At 59.5% G+C, this 16,909-nt stretch carries 16 protein-coding genes; 5 read left to right on the top strand and 11 right to left on the bottom strand.

The genetic code is table 11. The annotated features are described in order from the left end of the window. Positions 1–99: 99 nt before the first annotated feature. The 5 genes from LUU92_RS05955 to LUU92_RS05975 all read right to left on the bottom strand — a co-directional run bounded on the left by LUU92_RS05955 (position 100) and on the right by LUU92_RS05975 (position 6,439). Positions 100–1,026 (bottom strand): glutamate/aspartate ABC transporter substrate-binding protein, encoded by a 927-nt coding sequence (locus LUU92_RS05955; protein WP_071488706.1) that lies wholly within the window; start codon positions 1,024–1,026, stop codon positions 100–102. 324 nt (positions 1,027–1,350) lie between these two features. After that, positions 1,351–2,889 (bottom strand): glycerol-3-phosphate dehydrogenase, encoded by a 1,539-nt coding sequence (glpD, locus tag LUU92_RS05960; protein ID WP_257103299.1) that lies wholly within the window; start codon positions 2,887–2,889, stop codon positions 1,351–1,353. A gap of 269 nt (positions 2,890–3,158) precedes the next feature. Beyond that, positions 3,159–3,914 (bottom strand): DeoR/GlpR family transcriptional regulator, encoded by a 756-nt coding sequence (locus tag LUU92_RS05965; RefSeq protein WP_034118315.1) that lies wholly within the window; start codon positions 3,912–3,914, stop codon positions 3,159–3,161. An 83-nt stretch (positions 3,915–3,997) separates the two neighbouring features. After that, complete coding sequence (glpK, locus tag LUU92_RS05970) at positions 3,998–5,503, bottom strand: glycerol kinase GlpK (protein WP_071488708.1); 1,506 nt, start codon at positions 5,501–5,503, stop codon at positions 3,998–4,000. 78 nt (positions 5,504–5,581) lie between these two features. Further along, positions 5,582–6,439: an MIP/aquaporin family protein gene (locus tag LUU92_RS05975; protein ID WP_071488709.1), complete on the bottom strand. Its 858-nt coding sequence runs from the start codon at positions 6,437–6,439 to the stop codon at positions 5,582–5,584. Positions 6,440–6,768: 329 nt separating this feature from the next. Between LUU92_RS05975 and ybaK the strand changes: the two genes are divergently transcribed. Continuing rightward, complete coding sequence (ybaK, locus tag LUU92_RS05980; RefSeq protein ID WP_071488710.1) at positions 6,769–7,239, top strand: Cys-tRNA(Pro) deacylase; 471 nt, start codon at positions 6,769–6,771, stop codon at positions 7,237–7,239. 7 nt (positions 7,240–7,246) lie between these two features. On the opposite strand, the gene LUU92_RS05985 is transcribed toward ybaK, so the two are convergent. Together LUU92_RS05985 and argF are read right to left on the bottom strand one after the other, a co-directional pair. Beyond that, complete coding sequence (locus LUU92_RS05985) at positions 7,247–8,353, bottom strand: ABC transporter ATP-binding protein (RefSeq protein ID WP_071488711.1); 1,107 nt, start codon at positions 8,351–8,353, stop codon at positions 7,247–7,249. After that, positions 8,350–9,270: an ornithine carbamoyltransferase gene (argF, locus tag LUU92_RS05990; protein ID WP_010212747.1), complete on the bottom strand. Its 921-nt coding sequence runs from the start codon at positions 9,268–9,270 to the stop codon at positions 8,350–8,352. Before argF ends, LUU92_RS05985 begins: the two co-directional genes overlap by 4 nt. Before the next feature lie 435 nt (positions 9,271–9,705). Here argF and LUU92_RS05995 point away from each other — a divergent pair, with 435 nt between their 5' ends. Both LUU92_RS05995 and grxD read left to right on the top strand, forming a co-directional pair. After that, a complete protein-coding gene (locus LUU92_RS05995) occupies positions 9,706–11,814 on the top strand; it encodes a molybdopterin oxidoreductase family protein (protein WP_071488712.1) in 2,109 nt (702 codons plus the stop codon). Between the two features lie 77 nt (positions 11,815–11,891). Further along, positions 11,892–12,230: a Grx4 family monothiol glutaredoxin gene (gene grxD, locus LUU92_RS06000; RefSeq protein ID WP_016970749.1), complete on the top strand. Its 339-nt coding sequence runs from the start codon at positions 11,892–11,894 to the stop codon at positions 12,228–12,230. Positions 12,231–12,299: 69 nt separating this feature from the next. Here grxD and bfr read toward each other — a convergent pair whose 3' ends face one another. Together bfr and LUU92_RS06010 are read right to left on the bottom strand one after the other, a co-directional pair. After that, a complete protein-coding gene (bfr, locus tag LUU92_RS06005; protein ID WP_071488713.1) occupies positions 12,300–12,770 on the bottom strand; it encodes a bacterioferritin in 471 nt (156 codons plus the stop codon). 201 nt (positions 12,771–12,971) lie between these two features. Continuing rightward, positions 12,972–13,190 carry a bacterioferritin-associated ferredoxin gene (locus LUU92_RS06010; RefSeq protein WP_083351544.1) on the bottom strand — a complete coding sequence of 73 codons (219 nt, stop codon included), beginning with the start codon at positions 13,188–13,190 and terminating at the stop codon, positions 12,972–12,974. A 244-nt stretch (positions 13,191–13,434) separates the two neighbouring features. Here LUU92_RS06010 and LUU92_RS06015 point away from each other — a divergent pair, with 244 nt between their 5' ends. Next, positions 13,435–14,037 carry a peroxiredoxin gene (locus LUU92_RS06015; protein WP_003172097.1) on the top strand — a complete coding sequence of 201 codons (603 nt, stop codon included), beginning with the start codon at positions 13,435–13,437 and terminating at the stop codon, positions 14,035–14,037. A 64-nt stretch (positions 14,038–14,101) separates the two neighbouring features. On the opposite strand, the gene rnt is transcribed toward LUU92_RS06015, so the two are convergent. Continuing rightward, positions 14,102–14,773, bottom strand: a complete 672-nt coding sequence (gene rnt / locus LUU92_RS06020; RefSeq protein WP_010564138.1) for a ribonuclease T — start codon at positions 14,771–14,773, stop codon at positions 14,102–14,104. Continuing rightward, positions 14,770–15,816: a dihydroorotase gene (gene pyrC / locus LUU92_RS06025; RefSeq protein ID WP_071488714.1), complete on the bottom strand. Its 1,047-nt coding sequence runs from the start codon at positions 15,814–15,816 to the stop codon at positions 14,770–14,772. The genes rnt and pyrC overlap by 4 nt, the downstream gene beginning before the upstream one ends. Positions 15,817–15,972: 156 nt before the next feature. Here pyrC and LUU92_RS06030 point away from each other — a divergent pair, with 156 nt between their 5' ends. Next, positions 15,973–16,881: a flagellar protein MotY gene (locus LUU92_RS06030; RefSeq protein ID WP_071488715.1), complete on the top strand. Its 909-nt coding sequence runs from the start codon at positions 15,973–15,975 to the stop codon at positions 16,879–16,881. The last annotated feature ends 28 nt before the right edge of the window (positions 16,882–16,909 follow it).

Below are 16,909 nucleotides of genomic sequence, written 5' to 3' on the forward strand. Positions count from 1 at the left end.
TCGAAAACCGCCAGGTCGAGTGTTCCACAATAAAGCCAGCAGGTAGTAACAGACGCCTGAGGGAGGTTGGCTCCCTCAGGAGATAAGCTTAGTCAGGTATCAGATTTTTACGTCAGGGGCTGGTTTGTCGCTTGGGTTGGCGATCAGCTCCTTCACCTTGTCGCTCATCGGGAAGTTCAGGTTCAGGCCTTTTGGTGGGATCGGGCTCTCGAACCATTTGCTGTAGATCTTGTTGATTTCGCCGGATTTGTACAGGGCAACGATGGCGTCATCTACAGCCTTCTTGAAGTCCGGGTCGCCTTTGCGAACCATACAGGCGTAGGCCTCAAAGGACTGTGGAGTACCGGTGATGACCCAGTCGTCCGGCTTCTTGGCCTTGGCTTCTTCACCGGCCAGCAGGGCGTCGTCCATCATGAACGCTACGGCGCGGCCGCTTTCCAGCATCTGGAAGGATTCGCCGTGGTCTTTGGCGGAGATGACGTTCATGCCCATCTGCTTGTCGGCGTTCATCGCCTTGATGATGCGCTCGGACGTGGTGCCAGCGGTGGTCACGACGTTCTTGCCTTTCAGGTCGGCGAAGTCGGCGTAGCTCGGCTTGCCATCCTTGTCTTTCTTGACCAGCAGACGGGTGCCGATTTCGAAGATGTTGACGGTGAAATCAACTTGCTGGGCGCGTTCGGCGTTGTTGGTGGTGGAACCGCACTCGAGGTCCGCGGTGCCGTTCTGGATCAGCGGAATACGGGTTTGCGAAGTGACCAGGTTGTACTTGGCCTTCAGGTCGGGCTTGTTCAGGTCTTTTTTCAGGGTTTCAACGATAGCCAGCTGAATGTCGTGGGAGTAGCCCACAGGTTTGCCCGAGCCATCCGCGATGTAGGAAAACGGAATGGAGCTGTCGCGGTGAGCGAGGGTGATGGTGCCGGAGTCGTTGATTTTCTTCAGTGTGCCGGTGAGTTCGGCGGCGAAAACTGGAGTGCTGATCAGAGCAGCAGCGATAGCTGCGCCCAGGATATGGGGAACGATGCGCATCAATACTTCCTCGACATTTGTTTTTTTTATGAAGCCGGCTAGACGGCTCTCTTGTACAGCGAATGCCCGTGACGGCTCCTGAGGCGTCTCAGGCAATCGTCAGGGAGTGTAGAGCATGAGTCGTGCCATACCTCGAATAAAAGGTTATCTATTTGATTTATAAGGGTATTAAATTTTTGTTTCGAGGAATTTATCATGCCGTGATCCGGCAATCCGAATAGGCGGTGGTATGGCGTTCGGGAAACCGAATAGGGCGTGTGGGATTTATCTTGCATAAAAAAGCCCCTGGGCCGTCCGGCGCAGGGGCTTTGCGGGGCGACCTGATCAGGCCGCTTCAATCTTTGCACGGGTCTGCTCGACCTTGGACAGGTAACGTTGCACGTTGTCCTGTTCTTCCGGGGTGGTGAACAGGCCGAGCTTGGTACGGCGCCACAGCACGTCCTGGGGCTGGGTGGCCCACTCTTCGGCGCAAAGGTAATCGACTTCGCGGGTGTACAGGCCACCGCCCAGGTGGTCACCCAGGTCGGCCAGCGACTGCACACCTTCCAGCAGGCGCCAGGTGCGGCTGCCGTAGGTGGTGGACCAACGGCGGGCGATCTCGCTCGGTATCCAGTCGAACTTGCTGCGAATCGCTTCGGCCAGGGCTTCTGGCGTCGTCATGTTTTCACCGCCCGGCAGGCTGGCGGTGGCGGTCCAGCTCGGGCGCATCTGGGTGAAGTACGGTGCCAGTTGCACCATGGCCGATTCAGCGAGTTTGCGATAGGTGGTCAGCTTGCCGCCGAACACCGACAGGATCGGCGCTTCGCCCGTGCCACCGGACAGTGCCAGGGTGTAGTCACGGGTGATGGCCGACGGGTTGTCCGATTCGTCGTTGCACAGCGGGCGTACGCCGGAGTAGGTGTGCACGATGTCATCGCGGCTCAGTTGCTTCTTGAAGTGCGCGTTGACCACTTTCAGCATGTAGTCGGTTTCACCTTCGGTGATCGCCACTTTTGCCGGATCGCCGGTGTATTCGCGGTCGGTGGTGCCGATGATGGTCAGGTGGTTCAGGTACGGAATGGTGAAGACGATGCGCTGGTCTTCGTTCTGCAGGATATGCGCGTGGGCGCCTTCATACAGTTTCGGCACGATCAGGTGGCTGCCCTGGATCAGGCGGATGCCGTAGGGCGAATCCAGCTTCAGGTCGTCCTTGATGAACTTGGCGACCCACGGGCCGGCAGCGTTCACCAGGGCCCGGGCGCGGATCGAAAACAGGCTGCCGTCGGCGCGCTCCATGTTCATTTCCCACATGCCATTGCTGCGGTGGGCGCTGATGCAACGGGTCTGGGTGTGGATGTGCGCGCCTTTTTCGCGGGCGGCCATAGCGTTGAGCACCACGAGGCGGGCGTCATCGACCCAGCAGTCGGAGTATTCGAAACCTTGGGTGATTTCGCTTTTCAGCGGGCTGTCGGCGCCGAACTTGAGGCTTTTCGAACCGGCCAGTTTTTCACGCTTGCCCAAGTGGTCGTACAGAAACAGGCCGGCGCGGATCATCCACGCCGGACGCAGGTGCGGGCGGTGCGGCAGCACGAAGCGCATCTGCTTGACGATGTGCGGGGCCTTGGCCAGCAGCACTTCACGTTCGGCCAGGGCTTCGCGCACCAGGCGGAATTCGTAATGTTCGAGGTAGCGCAGGCCGCCGTGGATCAGCTTGCTGCTGGCGGAGGAGGTGTGGCTGGCCAGGTCGTCCTTTTCGCAAAGGAATACCGACAAACCGCGACCGGCTGCGTCTGCTGCAATACCGACGCCATTGATCCCGCCGCCGATAACGGCAACATCATAGACTTCGGCAAGCGGTGGAGCAGGCAAGGTAGAAGGGTTCATCGGCTGGCCTCGCGATCTTTTTCGTATTGGAATTCGAACATTAATGTTCATTTGCGAAAATGGTAGCTGATAAACGCGCGCGCAGCCACCTGAGTTCGATTGAAAAAACTCATCGAAGGGCGGGCAAAGGAAAATTTGTGAACATGAGCCAGTGCTGGCTGGAGAAATGGGTGGTCTGGTCAATAGCTATCGGGGGCAAGCCCCCTCCCACATTGGAATGTGATCAACCTGTGGGAGGGGGCTTGCCCCGGATGGCGTCAGTGCAGACGCTACACCACTTCCAGACGAACCTTGTGGTCATTGAGCAACTGCACCAACGCTGGCACCGGCTGCTGATCCGTCACCAGGCAATCCACCAGGCTGATCGGCCCCAGGCGAATCATGGCATTGCGCCCGAACTTGCTGGAGTCCGCCGCCAGGATCACCTGGCGCGCATTGGCGATGATCGCCTGGGAAACCCGGACTTCCTGGTAGTCAAAGTCGAGCAAGCTGCCATCTTCATCGATACCACTGATGCCCACCAAGGCAAAGTCGACCTTGAACTGGTTGATGAAATCGACACTCGCCTGACCGACCACGCCCCCGTCACGCCGCACATTGCCGCCGGTCAGCAGCACGTCGAAGTCGTCCTTGGCACTGAGCATGGTGGCGACGTTGAGGTTGTTGGTGATGATTTTCAGATGGTTGTGGTTGAGTAACGCACGGGCGATGGATTCGGTGGTGGTGCCGATATTGATGAACAACGAGGCGTGATCGGGGATCTGCGCGGCGATGGCTTCGCCGATGCGCTGTTTCTCGTCGCGCATCTGGTCGGCCCGCATGGCGTAGGCGGTGTTTTCGACGCTGGAGTCATAGGCCGCGCCGCCGTGGTAGCGGCGCAGCAGATTAGCGTCCGCCAGTTGGTTGATATCGCGGCGGATGGTTTGCGGGGTAACAACGAAGAGCTGCGCCATTTCCTCGATACTGACATAGCCGCGTTCGCGGACCAGTTCGAGGATTTGTTGTTGGCGGGGAGGCAGATTCATGGGGCGTCCTTTGGGCTGCCATACAAAAGTGGCCCATGATGACGCAGGAATCCGCTCCCTGCCAGTTACAACCCGACGTTGGCTTATTCAGCGCCTTCGTGAGGCTCCCAATCACGGGTGCGGCTGACAGCTTTTTGCCAGCCGGCGTAGAGTTTTTCCTTGGCGGCTTCGTCCAGCTGCGGTTCGAATTCGCGTTCGATCACCGCCTTGCCGCGCAACTCGTCCAAGCTGCCCCAGAAGCCGCATGCCAGGCCGGCCAGGTAGGCGGCGCCGAGTGCGGTGGTTTCACGCATTTGTGGGCGCTCGACCTGGGTGCCGAGGATGTCGGCCTGGAATTGCATCAGGAAGTTGTTGGCCACCGCGCCGCCGTCCACACGCAGGGCCTTGAGGCGTTCGCCGGAGTCCTGTTGCATGGCGTCGAGCACGTCGCGGGTCTGGTAGGCAATCGACTCCAGCGCTGCACGAATGATGTGATCCACGCGTACGCCACGGGTCAGGCCGAACAGTGCGCCACGGGCATACGGGTCCCAGTAGGGCGCGCCCAGGCCGGTAAACGCGGGTACCAGGTACACGCCGTTGCTGTCCTTGACCTTGCCGGCAAAGTATTCGGTGTCGTGGGCATCGTTGATGATTTTCAGCTCATCACGCAGCCACTGCACGGTGGAACCGCCGTTGAATACAGCACCTTCCAGGGCGTAGGCCACTTCGCCACGCGGACCGCAGGCGATGGTGGTGAGCATGCCGTGCTTGGACTTCACCGCTTTGTCGCCGGTGTTCATCAGCAGGAAGCAGCCGGTGCCGTAGGTGTTCTTGGCCTGGCCGGCTTCGACGCACATCTGGCCGAACAGGGCGGCCTGTTGGTCGCCGGCGATACCGCCGATGGCGATGCCGCTTTTGGTACGGCCGTAGATTTCCGAGGAGGACTTCACTTCCGGCAGCATTTCGCGCGGCACGTCGAGGATCTCCAGCATCTTCGCATCCCACTCCAGGGTGTGGATGTTGAAGAGCATGGTGCGCGAAGCGTTGGTGTAGTCGGTGACGTGGGTCTTGCCGCCGGTAAATTTCCAGATCAGCCAGCTGTCGACGGTGCCGAACAGCAACTCGCCGTTGCGCGCACGCTCGCGGCTGCCTTCGACGTTGTCGAGGATCCACTTGAGCTTGGTGCCGGAGAAGTACGGGTCGGTGACCAGGCCGGTGGTGTCGCCGATGTATTGCTCGTGGCCGTCGCGCTTGAGCTGCTGGCAGATCTCGGTGCTGCGGCGGCACTGCCAGACGATCGCGTTGTAGATCGGGCGACCGGTGACTTTGTCCCACACCACGGTGGTTTCACGCTGGTTGGTGATACCGATGGCGGCGACCTGGTCGTGGTGCAGGCCCGCTTGAGCCAGGGCCTCGACCATCACGGCGCTCTGGGTGGCGAAGATTTCCATCGGGTCGTGTTCGACCCAGCCCGCCTGCGGGTAATGCTGGGCGAATTCGCGCTGGGCGGTGCAGACCACGTTGGCGTCACGATCGAAGATGATCGCCCGGGAACTGGTGGTGCCTTGGTCAAGGGCGATGATGTAGTTCTTATTCTGAATATCGGTCATGTCGAATGCCTTGGAAAATAAGAAAGTCGGTAATCAGCCTGGGCCGTAAAAAGGGCAGGTACGTTCAGGCTGGCGCTATCAGGAAATACGGGTCTTGCCGTTGACAGCCGTGTCAGGTGTTGCTTCAGCTATAGCAGGTGCGGCGCTCGGCAGGTGACGGGCAATCAGCCCGCGATAGGCCGCGGCGCCGAGGCATGCGCCGACAATCGGCGCGAAAATCGGTACGAGGAAGTAAGGAATATCGCGGCCGCCAGTGAAGGCCATTTCACCCCAACCCGCAAAAAAGGTCATCAGCTTGGGCCCGAAATCCCGCGCCGGGTTCATCGCAAAGCCGGTCAACGGGCCCATGGCGCTGCCGATCACTGCGATCAGCAGGCCGATCAGCAGGGGCGCCAACGGGCCGCGTGGCAGGCCGTTGTTGTCATCGGTGAGGGCCATGATCACGCCCATCAGGATGGCGGTGATGACCATTTCCACCAGGAACGCCTGGGCGGTGCTCAGCAGCGCATGGGGGTAAGTGGAGAACACCGACGCCAATTCCAGGCTGGCCTGGGAGCCGCGCACCATATGGTGGGTTTGTTCGTAATCGAAAAACAGGTTGCTGTAGAGCGTGTACACCAAGGCCGCCGAGCAGAAGGCGCCGGCGATCTGGGCGAGAATGTAGAAGGGCAGTTTGCGCTTTTCGAAGTCGGCGAAAATGCACAGCGCGATGCTGACAGCCGGGTTGAGGTGGGCTCCGGAAATACCGGCGCTCAGGTAGATCGCCATGCTGACGCCGACCCCCCAGATGATACTGATCTCCCACAAGCCAAAGCTGGCACCCGCGACCTTGAGCGCAGCGACACATCCTGTACCGAAGAAGATCAGAAGCGCAGTCCCCAGGAATTCGGCCATGCATTGGCTCGAAAGTGAAGGCTGTTGAAGAGCAGTTGTCATGGAAAACCTCAGTTGTTGTTCTTGTCTGGCGCACAACCTCAACGGGCTGTTGCGCGATTTTCACCTTGGCAGGGATCCCCATCCCGACCATGGCTTACTGCTTTGAACGCTGCGGGTGTATTCCTACAGCATTCGGAAACGAAAAAATATAGACAAGAATGACGGCTGTCAAAGGTCGAAAGTGAACTGTCAGTCACTTTCAAACTATTGGTCTGGTGAATGATCACGCTTGTCACATTGCGTGTGTACCGCAAGAGTGGGCGGACTAGAGCGTTTTACGTGGGCTTGGCCTAGAATTGGCCATCTGTTTGCCATGCCTCGGAGATACCATGACGCCCGCATTGGACCTGTTGAAAAAAGTTCGCGCCGAACATCGAGTCCACAGTTACGAACATGACCCAAAGGCGGCGTCCTATGGGCTGGAGGCCGCGGAAAAGTTGGGCCTGGACCCGGCGCAGGTGTTCAAGACCTTGCTGGCCAGCAGCGAGAAGGGCGAATTACTGGTGGCAGTGGTGCCGGTCGTCGGAAGTCTGGATCTGAAGGCCCTGGCACACGCGGCAGGCGTCAAGAAAGTCGAAATGGCCGACCCGGCGGCCGCGCAACGCTCCACTGGCTATCTGTTGGGCGGCATCAGCCCGCTGGGTCAGAAAAAGCGTCTGCGCACGTTTATCGATGTGACGGCGCAGCCGTTCGCGACGATTTTTGTGAGCGCGGGGAGGAGGGGTTTGGAGGTTGAGCTGCCGGCGGCGGTGCTGGCTGAGCATACCCAGGCCAAGTTTGCGGAAATTGGCCGGGTATGACGAGGCTTTATACCGGGCTGTAACGCCGTACGCCGGATTCGACTGGAGGGAGGTGTGCGGCCGTGCTGCCGGACGCCTGGAACAACACCAGGTGTTCGGCGGCCACCCGAATGCCCACATCCGCACCGACCTGATGATCGGCATGGCTCGGAAAAATCGATTCCAGCTGCGCGCCGGTCGGCAGTTGCAGGCGGTACAGCGTCGATGCGCCGAGGAACGTCTTGCCGACGATCCGCGCTTTCAACCCGCTGTCCGGCGCGTAGACGATGTCATCCGGACGCAGCAACACATCCACCGCACCGCCGGTAGGCCAGGTGTAGGCGCGGTTGCCGCGCAGCTCACCCAGTTCGGTGCTGACCGATTCCGGCGAGCTCAATTGACCACGGATGAAGTAACCCTGGCCGATAAAGCTGGCGACGTAAGGTGTCTGCGGTTCGTGATAAAGGTTGTAGGGCGTGTCCCACTGCTCGAGACGGCCTTCTTTGAACACGCCAACCTGGTCGCTGACGGCGAAGGCTTCTTCCTGGTCATGGGTCACCAGGATCGCGCTGGTGCCGCGTGCCTTGAGGATGTCGCGCACTTCGTGGCTGAGCTTGCGTCGCAACTCGCCATCGAGGTTGGAGAAAGGCTCATCCAGCAACAGCAAGGCCGGTTCTGGCGCCAAGGCTCGGGCGAGGGCGACGCGTTGTTGCTGGCCGCCGGATAGCTCATGAGGGAAGCGCTTGCCCAGGTTCTTCAGGTTTACCAGCTCCAGCAACTCGGCAACCACCCGGTCTTTTTGCGGGTGCTTGCGAATACCGAAAGCAATGTTGTCGGCCACGCTCAGGTGAGGAAACAGCGCGTAGTCCTGGAACACCATGCCGATGCGACGTTTCTCGGGAGCCAAGGTGAACCCGGCACTGGAGATCACTTCGCCGGCCAGGCTGATTTCACCTTCGTGCACCGGCTCAAACCCGGCAATCGCTCGTAGGGTGGTGGTCTTGCCGCAACCCGAGGAGCCCAGCAGGCAACCGATGTCGCCCGCATTGAGGTGCAGGTTGAGGTTCTGTACCACCCGTTGATCTTGATAGCCGCATGCCAGGTTGCGCAGGTTCAGCAGTAATGGATGGCTCATGCGTGGTGGTACGACGGTGGCACGAGGAATTCGAGCAGGGCCTTTTGTGCATGCAGGCGGTTTTCAGCCTGGTCCCAGGCGACCGAGCGAGGGTCGTCGAGCAGGTCGGTGCTGATCTCTTCACCACGGTGGGCCGGCAGGCAATGCATGAACAGGACATCGGGCGCGGCCAGGTCGAGCAAGGCGCGGGTCACCTGATACGGGGCGAACAGGGCCAGGCGCTTGGCGGTTTCGTCTTCCTGGCCCATGGAGGTCCACACGTCGGTGCTCACCAGGTGGGCGCCGATCACCGCGTCACGCGGATCGCGGACCAGGGTCACGCGGTCGCCGGCTTGTGCCAGGAAGCGCGCGTCAGGCTCGTAGCCTTCCGGGCAGGCCACGCGCAGTTGGAAGTCGAATTGGATGGCCGCTTCTATATAGCTGTTGCACATGTTGTTGCCGTCGCCGATCCAGGCCACGGTCTTGCCCTGGATCGAGCCACGGTGTTCAAGGAAGGTTTGCATGTCGGCCAGCAGTTGGCACGGGTGCAGGTCATCGGACAGGCCGTTGATCACCGGTACACGGGAGTTGGCGGAAAATTCGGTCACGGTGCTGTGGGCAAAGGTACGGATCATCACGGCATCGAGCATGCTCGACATCACTTTCGCGCTGTCGGCGATCGGCTCGCCACGGCCCAGCTGGGTGTCGCGCGAGGACAGGAAGATAGCCTGGCCACCGAGTTGGATCATGCCGGCTTCGAACGACACACGGGTGCGGGTCGACGACTTCTCGAAGATCATGCCGAGCACGCGGTTTTTCAAAGGCTCGAACAGTACGCCGCGGTTACGCAGGTCTTTAAGCTCAATGCCTCGACGGATCACGCTGACCAGCTCTTCGGGCGTGCAATCCATCAGGGAGAGAAAGTGCCTTGCGCTCATCATTAACTACCTTTTTGCAACAGACCGCAGATACTCAAAGCCTTGTTTGTTGTGACAACGGGCGAGACCTGCGGCGAAAGCCGCACGGGGCGACGAAATAGGGGAAGGCGCGATCTTATAATTAAATGTCGCGTCTTACCAATAGGGCTACGGTTTTTAAGGGTGTTCAAGCAGGGCGCCGAAGCGCTTTTGAAGATGAATTCCAGACAGCAGCGGGCCATTTGTACACTGGCGCCGAGACCTTTTGCAATGCGCGGAGGCGGGCGCAGACCAGGCTGGGTCGGTTTCAGAGGCTATGGGGCGGGTTTTGAAACATTTGCTCACGCTTGCTCATGGCCGGGCCTGATGCTGGTCGATTCACGTGGCGAACGTTGCTGGCGCGCCTGCCGCTCCCGGCCCATAGTGGGATCAAAGCCCCTATAAAAGAGACTGGCCATGACCAAGACTCTCCACCACCGTGCCTGCCATCTGTGTGAAGCCATTTGTGGCCTGACCCTGGAAACCACCCAGGCCGACGACGGCAGCCTGGCGATCACCTCGATCAAAGGGGATCCGCTGGATACATTCAGTCGCGGGCATATCTGCCCCAAGGCTGTGGCGCTGCAGGATATCCAGAATGACCCCGACCGCCTGCACCAGCCGATGCTGCGGGTGGGCTGTGAATGGCAGCCGATTGCCTGGGAAGACGCCTTTGCGCTTGTAGCCGAGCGGCTCTCAGGGATTCAGGCGCGGCATGGGCAGAATGCAGTGGCGGTGTATCAGGGCAATCCCAGCGTGCACAACTACGGACTGATGACCCACAGCAATTACTTCCTGGGCCAGTTGAAGACGCGCAATCGGTTTTCCGCCACCTCGGTAGACCAGTTACCCCATCACCTCACCAGCTACCTCATGTACGGCCATGGCCTGCTATTGCCAATCCCGGATATAGATCACACCGACTTCATGTTGATTCTGGGCGGCAACCCACTGGCGTCCAACGGCAGCATCATGACCGTGCCTGATGTGGAGAAGCGCCTCAAGGCGATCCAGGCCCGGGGCGGCAGAGTGGTGGTGGTCGACCCACGGCGCAGCGAGACGGCGGCGATGGCCGACCAGCATCTGTTCGTGCGCCCGGGTGGTGATGCGGCATTGCTGTTCGGAGTGCTCAACACGTTGTTTAGCGAGAACCTGACCCGCACCAGCCATTTGCCGGTGGAAGGCCTTGAGGAGGTTCGTCGCGCCATCGCCGGCTTTACCGCCGAGGCCATGAGCCGTCAGTGTGCGGTGCCTGCCGAACAGATCCGCCAGTTGGCGCGGGACTTTGCTGCCGCCGACAAGGCGGTGTGTTACGGACGCATGGGGGTATCGACCCAGGCGTTCGGCACGCTGTGCCATTGGCTGGTGCAACTGATCAACCTGGTGACCGGCAACCTGGACCGCGTGGGAGGGGCGCTGTGCACTACGCCGGCGGTGGATCTGGTTGCATCGACTGGTGGTGGGCATTTCAATCGTTGGCAAAGCCGGGTTTCCGGGCGCCCGGAGTATGGCGGCGAGCTTCCGGTGTCAGCATTGGCCGAAGAAATGCTCACCGAAGGGGAAGGACAAATCCGTGCGTTGGTGACGGTGGCGGGCAACCCGGTGTTGTCGACGCCCAACGGCCGGCAGTTGGAACAAGCCCTCGACGGATTGGAGTTCATGGTCAGCATCGACCTTTATATCAACGAAACCACGCGCTATGCCGACCTGATCCTGCCGTCCACGTCGGCGCTGGAGAATGATCACTACGACACCACCTTCAATATGTTCGCGGTGCGCAATGTCACCCGCTTCAATCGCGCAATCCTGCCCAAGCCTGCGGGCGCGCTGCATGACTGGGAGATCTTTGTCGGCCTGGCCAAGGCCTTTGCCGCACAGACGGGCGCGGTGCTCAAGCCGACCATGCCGCCTGCGCAGATGATCGACTTCGGGCTGCGTGCCGGGGTGTACGGTGATGCGTCCAGCCACAAGTTGTCGGTGGCCGTGCTGGCGGACCATCCTCATGGTGTGGACTTGGGGCCGCTGCAGCCCAATCTTGCGGCACGCTTGAAAACCGTTGATGGCAAGGTGCAGGCGGCGCCGGGGGTGATCCTTGCCGACCTGGCGCGTTTTGCCGCGCAGCCGTTGCCAGTGGCCGATGAACTGCTGTTGATCGGCCGCCGTCACGTGCGCAGCAATAATTCCTGGATGCACAACTACCATCGGCTGGTGAAGGGCAAGCCACGTCATCAATTGCTCATGCACCCGGATGATCTGGCCAGTCGGCAGTTGAGCGATGGGCAGCGCGTGCGCGTGAGTTCGCGCATCGGCATGATTGAAGTGGAAGTCCTGGCCAGCCTGGACATGATGCCCGGCGTAGTCAGCCTTCCGCATGGTTGGGGCCATGGCCGTCCAGGCGTGCAGATGACAATCGCCAGCGGACAGCCGGGGGCGAGCGCCAACGATTTGACCGACGAGCGGCAGTTGGATGAGTTGTCGGGCAATGCCGCACTCAATGGCGTTCCGGTGCAGGTAGCAGCCGCCTGAGCACCACGCTGGAATTTTGCGTTACAATGCGCCACCGTGCCGACCTGTGAGTCGCAAAGTTCCAGCCGAGGTGTTCCATGGATATCATCGAAACGATCAAAGAGCAGATTGCCAACAACACCATTCTGCTTTACATGAAGGGCGCGCCTAATGCTCCTCAGTGCGGTTTCTCCGCGAAAGCTTCCCAGGCCATCATGGCGTGCGGCGAGAAATTCGCTTACGTGGATATCCTGCAAAACCCTGAAATCCGCGCCAACCTGCCGAAGTACGCCAACTGGCCGACCTTCCCACAACTGTGGGTTGCCGGTGAACTGGTCGGCGGCAGCGACATCATCGTTGAGATGGCGGCTGATGGTTCGTTGCAAACGCTGATCAAAGAAGCAGCGGCAAATGCGGCGGCCAAGACCGACGCGTGATTGGCCTGCAATAAAAAGCCCCGCTTCTCGAGAGAGAGCGGGGCTTTTTTGCTTCTACAGGAAGCGGGGTTACTCGCCCATCTGCGACTGCAGGTAGTTTTCCAGGCTGACTTTATCGATCAGGCCCAGTTGGGTTTCCAGCCAGTCGATGTGCTCTTCCTGGTCTTCCAGGATGTCTTCCAGCAGTTCGCGGCTGCCGAAGTCACCTTTGGTTTCACAGTGAGCAATGGCGGCCTTGAGGTCGCTGTGGCTCTTGCGTTCGAAACCCAGGTCGCTGCTTATCATTTCCTGGGTGTGTTCGCCGATGCTCAGCTTGCCCAGGTCCTGCACGTTCGGCAGGCCTTCCAGGAACAGGATGCGCTTGATCAGCGCGTCCGCGTCCTTCATGGCCTTGATCGATTCTTTGTATTCGCGCTTGCCCAGCTTTTCCAGGCCCCAATCGTCATACATGCGTGCATGCAGAAAGTACTGATTGATCGCGACCAGTTCATTGGCAAGGGATTTGTTGAGTTGCTGGATGACTGAGATGTCGCCTTTCATGACTGGGGTCCTGCCCTGTAATCGCTGTGTATAAAGCGGAGTTTGAGCGGCGAAATCCCTAGTGTCAAACCTAAGTTATTGAATAATAAATGAAAATTAATCGGAATAAGAATGTTTGTGTTCCGCGTCTTAGCGCTAACTTATTGAATTGCGGGCATAAAAAAACCGGACACTAAGTCCGGTTCTTTAAAACATGCCTAATCAGGCGTGTGTAAATTCTGCTGAATAGGGGAGCGCGGTCTGAGCGGTCTGCAGCTGTGTCAGGGTTTCCCGTACCACTTGCTTGGCGAGGCAAGCACATTTGCCACACTGGCTGGCAACGCCGGTGGCTTCACGCACTTCCTTGTAGCTGCAGCAACCTTCATAGATTGCTTCGCGGATTTTTCCGTCGGTGACGCCAGTACAGAGGCACACATACATAAGGGAGAACCATCGCGGGTTTAAGGCTTAAGTGCGGTGGATCTTAATGTTAACGAGAATGATTGTCAAAGTAGAATCGTAGGGTATTCACTGGCACCGTGCCCGCACTGACGAACGGTTTTTTCAGTGTATGATGGTCGGTCTTCACGAAGCGTGACTGCGTCACAGGGCTGTCGCTTATAAACGGCAGACTCAAGGCCGGTCCTTTTACTTCAATCGTCACCCTTACATCAGGAGATAACCAATGAGCGTACTCGTCGGCAAACAAGCCCCGGATTTCGACGTACCTGCCGTCCTCGGCAATGGCGAAATCGTAGACAGCTTCAAACTGTCTGAAGCCATCAAAGGCAAATACGGCCTGGTGTTCTTCTACCCGCTGGACTTCACCTTCGTCTGCCCGTCGGAGCTGATCGCTCTGGACCACCGCATGGACGATTTCAAGGCGCGCAACGTTGAAGTGGTAGCCGTTTCCATCGATTCCCATTTCACCCACAACGCCTGGCGCAACACCGCCATCAATGATGGCGGCATCGGCAAAGTGAAATACACCATGGCTGCCGATATGAAGCACGACATCGCCAAGGCCTACGACGTTGAGTCCGAAGGCGGCGTGGCCTTCCGTGGCGCGTTCCTGATCGACGACAAAGGCGTGGTTCGCTCCCAGATCATCAACGACCTGCCACTGGGTCGTAACATGGAAGAGCTGATCCGTCTGGTCGACGCCCTGCAATTCCACGAAGAGCACGGCGAAGTCTGCCCTGCCAACTGGAAAAAAGGCGACAAAGGCATGAACGCTTCGCCGGAAGGTGTTGCGGCTTACCTGACCGAGAACGCTGGCAAGCTGTAAGCCACGTTTGCGGCAAAAAAAACCGGCCTGAGAAGGCCGGTTTTTTTATGCGCGGGATTCCACTTCAGTCGTTGAAGTCTTCCCAGCCGCCCATCTGTTTCCAGCGGTTGACGATGCCGCAGAACAGCTCGGCCGTCTTCTCTGTGTCGTAGCGGGCCGAATGAGCCTCACGACCGTCAAAGTCGATGCCGGCTGCCTGGCAGGCTTTGGCCAGCACGGTCTGGCCATACGCCAGCCCGGCGAGAGTAGCGGTGTCAAAGCTGGAGAACGGGTGAAACGGGTTGCGCTTCATGTCCAACCGCGCCACGGCGGCATTCAGAAAGCCCAGGTCAAAGCTGCTGTTGTGGCCGACCAGGATCGCGCGCTTGCAGCCATTGGCCTTCAATGCCTTGCGCACGCCACGGAAGATATCGGTCAGTGCCGCTTCTTCACTTACTGCCATGCGCAATGGGTGATCGAGCTTGATCCCGGTGAACTCCAAGGCAGCCGCTTCGATATTGGCGCCTTCGAACGGCTCGACGCGGAAGAAGTGGGTGTGTTCCGGGAACACAAAACCCTGTTCGTCCATGCCGATAGTCGTCGCGGCGATTTCCAGCAGCGCATCGGTGGCGCAGTTGAAACCACCGGTTTCTACGTCGATGACAACCGGCAGATAGCCGCGGAACCGCTCGGCCATCGGATGACGGGATCCGCCACCGCTGTGCTCGTGTTCGTCATCGTAATGGTCTTCACTCACTTGCTTTCCTCCAGCAGGCGCCAGCGCAGTGTTTCACCGGCGCGCAGCGGGATGACAGTCAGCTCGCCAAACGGCAGGCTGGCAGGGGCGGTCCAGTCTTCACGAACCAGGGTAATGCGATCGGTATTCGCCGGCAGGCCGTAGAAACGCGGGCCATTGAGGCTGGCGAACCCTTCGAGCTTGTCCAGGGCGTTGCGCTGTTCGAACGCTTCAGCGTATAGCTCGATGGCGGCATAGGCGGTGTAGCAGCCGGCACAACCGCACGCGGCTTCTTTGGCGTGCTGGGCGTGAGGCGCGGAGTCGGTGCCGAGGAAAAACTTCGGATTGCCGCTGGTCGCCGCATCCAGCAAGGCCACCTGGTGCGTGTTGCGCTTGAGGATCGGCAGGCAATAGAAGTGCGGCCGAATCCCGCCTACCAGCATGTGGTTGCGGTTATACAGCAGGTGATGCGCGGTGATGGTCGCACCAACGTTGGCCGAGGCCTCGGTGACGAACTGCACTGCATCGGCAGTGGTGATGTGCTCGAACACGACCTTGAGGGTCGGGAACAGCTCCACCACACGACGCATGTGTTCGTCGATGAAGATCTTCTCGCGATCGAACACGTCCACATCGCCACGGGTGACTTCACCGTGGATCAGCAGCGGCATGCCGACGTCGGCCATGGCTTCGATGGCCGGCAGGATCTTGTCGATACTGGTCACGCCGGAATCGGAGTTGGTGGTGGCGCCGGCCGGGTACAGTTTGGCGGCGTGCACAAACCCACTGGCCTTGGCCTCGCGAATTTCTTCGGGCTGGGTGCGGTCGGTAAGGTACAGCACCATCAGCGGTTCGAACCGGCTGCCGGCCGGCCGTGCAGCGAGGATACGCTGGCGGTAGGCATCGGCTTGCTCGGCGTTACGTACCGGAGGAACCAGGTTAGGCATGATGATGGCGCGGCCAAAGGTACGCGCTACATCGGCCACGGTGTGGGGTAACGCAGCACCATCGCGAAGATGAATATGCCAGTCGTCGGGACGCAGCAGGGTCAGGCGGTCGGACATTGGGGATTCCAGGCGGGTCAATCTGGGGGGAATGCTACCGGAAAAGACTCTATCAGGCACTCGCTATCAAGTTTTGCAGGATGCAACCGATAGCCTTTTGTATGCCTTATCGATGTATGACGCTTTGAAGTGTTGTAGAAACCAGTGGAGCCTCCCGTGCGCCAGCATTACCTAGCCCTGCTCAGTGTGTTCGCCAGCCTGCCCGCGATGGCCCTCACGTTCCAGACACGTCTGGAGAACATTGAGTGGAAGGTAGAGGGCGACCAGTTCGAGTGCCGTCTGACCCAGCCGATCACAGACTTCGGTTCGGGTGAGTTCGTGCGCCGGGCGGGTGAGCAGGCAATATTTCGTCTGAAAGCCTATAACGGTTCGCTGGGCACAGGCTCGGCCACCTTGTTGGCTGCCGCCGCCCCTTGGCAGCCAGGCCGAGGCGATATCAACCTCGGCGCCGTGCGTGCCGGTAGTGGCGATGTGTTGTTCAATAGCTCGCAGGCCCAGGCCGGTCGCCTGTTCACCGGACTGCTGGAAGGGCGCAGCCCGACGGTCCGCCACTACGGCCGTGAAGGCGGCTACTCCGAAATCCGCTTGTTGCCGGTGAAATTCAATAAGGCTTATAACGACTACCAGCTGTGCACCGCCAAGCTGTTGCCGATGAATTACGATCAGGTCAAACAGACCGAAGTCGGATTCCCGGGGGGCGGTATCGAGTTGGACGCAGCCGCCAAGAAGAAACTCGACGTGATTCTTGCATTCATGAAAGCCGACCCGACGGTCAACCATATCGAGTTGAATGGCCATTCGGACAACAGCGGCAACCGCCTGACCAATCGCGACGTCTCTCGCCGCCGTGGCTTGGCGGTGATGGACTACTTCAAGGCCAACGGTATCCAGGAGTCGCAGATCACCCTGCGCTTCCATGGCGAAAGCTACCCCCTTGCGCCCAACACCAATGCGGCCAACCGGGCACGCAATCGTCGTGTGAATATCCAGCTTGAACGCGTGGCAGCCCCCGAGAAGCCGGCGCCCCAAGCCACTGGCGCAAGTAACCCTGCACACACGTCTTAAGGTGCGACCATCGGTCGCCCGTTCGACA

Origin of the sequence: Pseudomonas extremorientalis (assembly GCF_024584605.1) — a bacterium.
Taxonomy (GTDB): domain Bacteria; phylum Pseudomonadota; class Gammaproteobacteria; order Pseudomonadales; family Pseudomonadaceae; genus Aquipseudomonas; species Aquipseudomonas extremorientalis.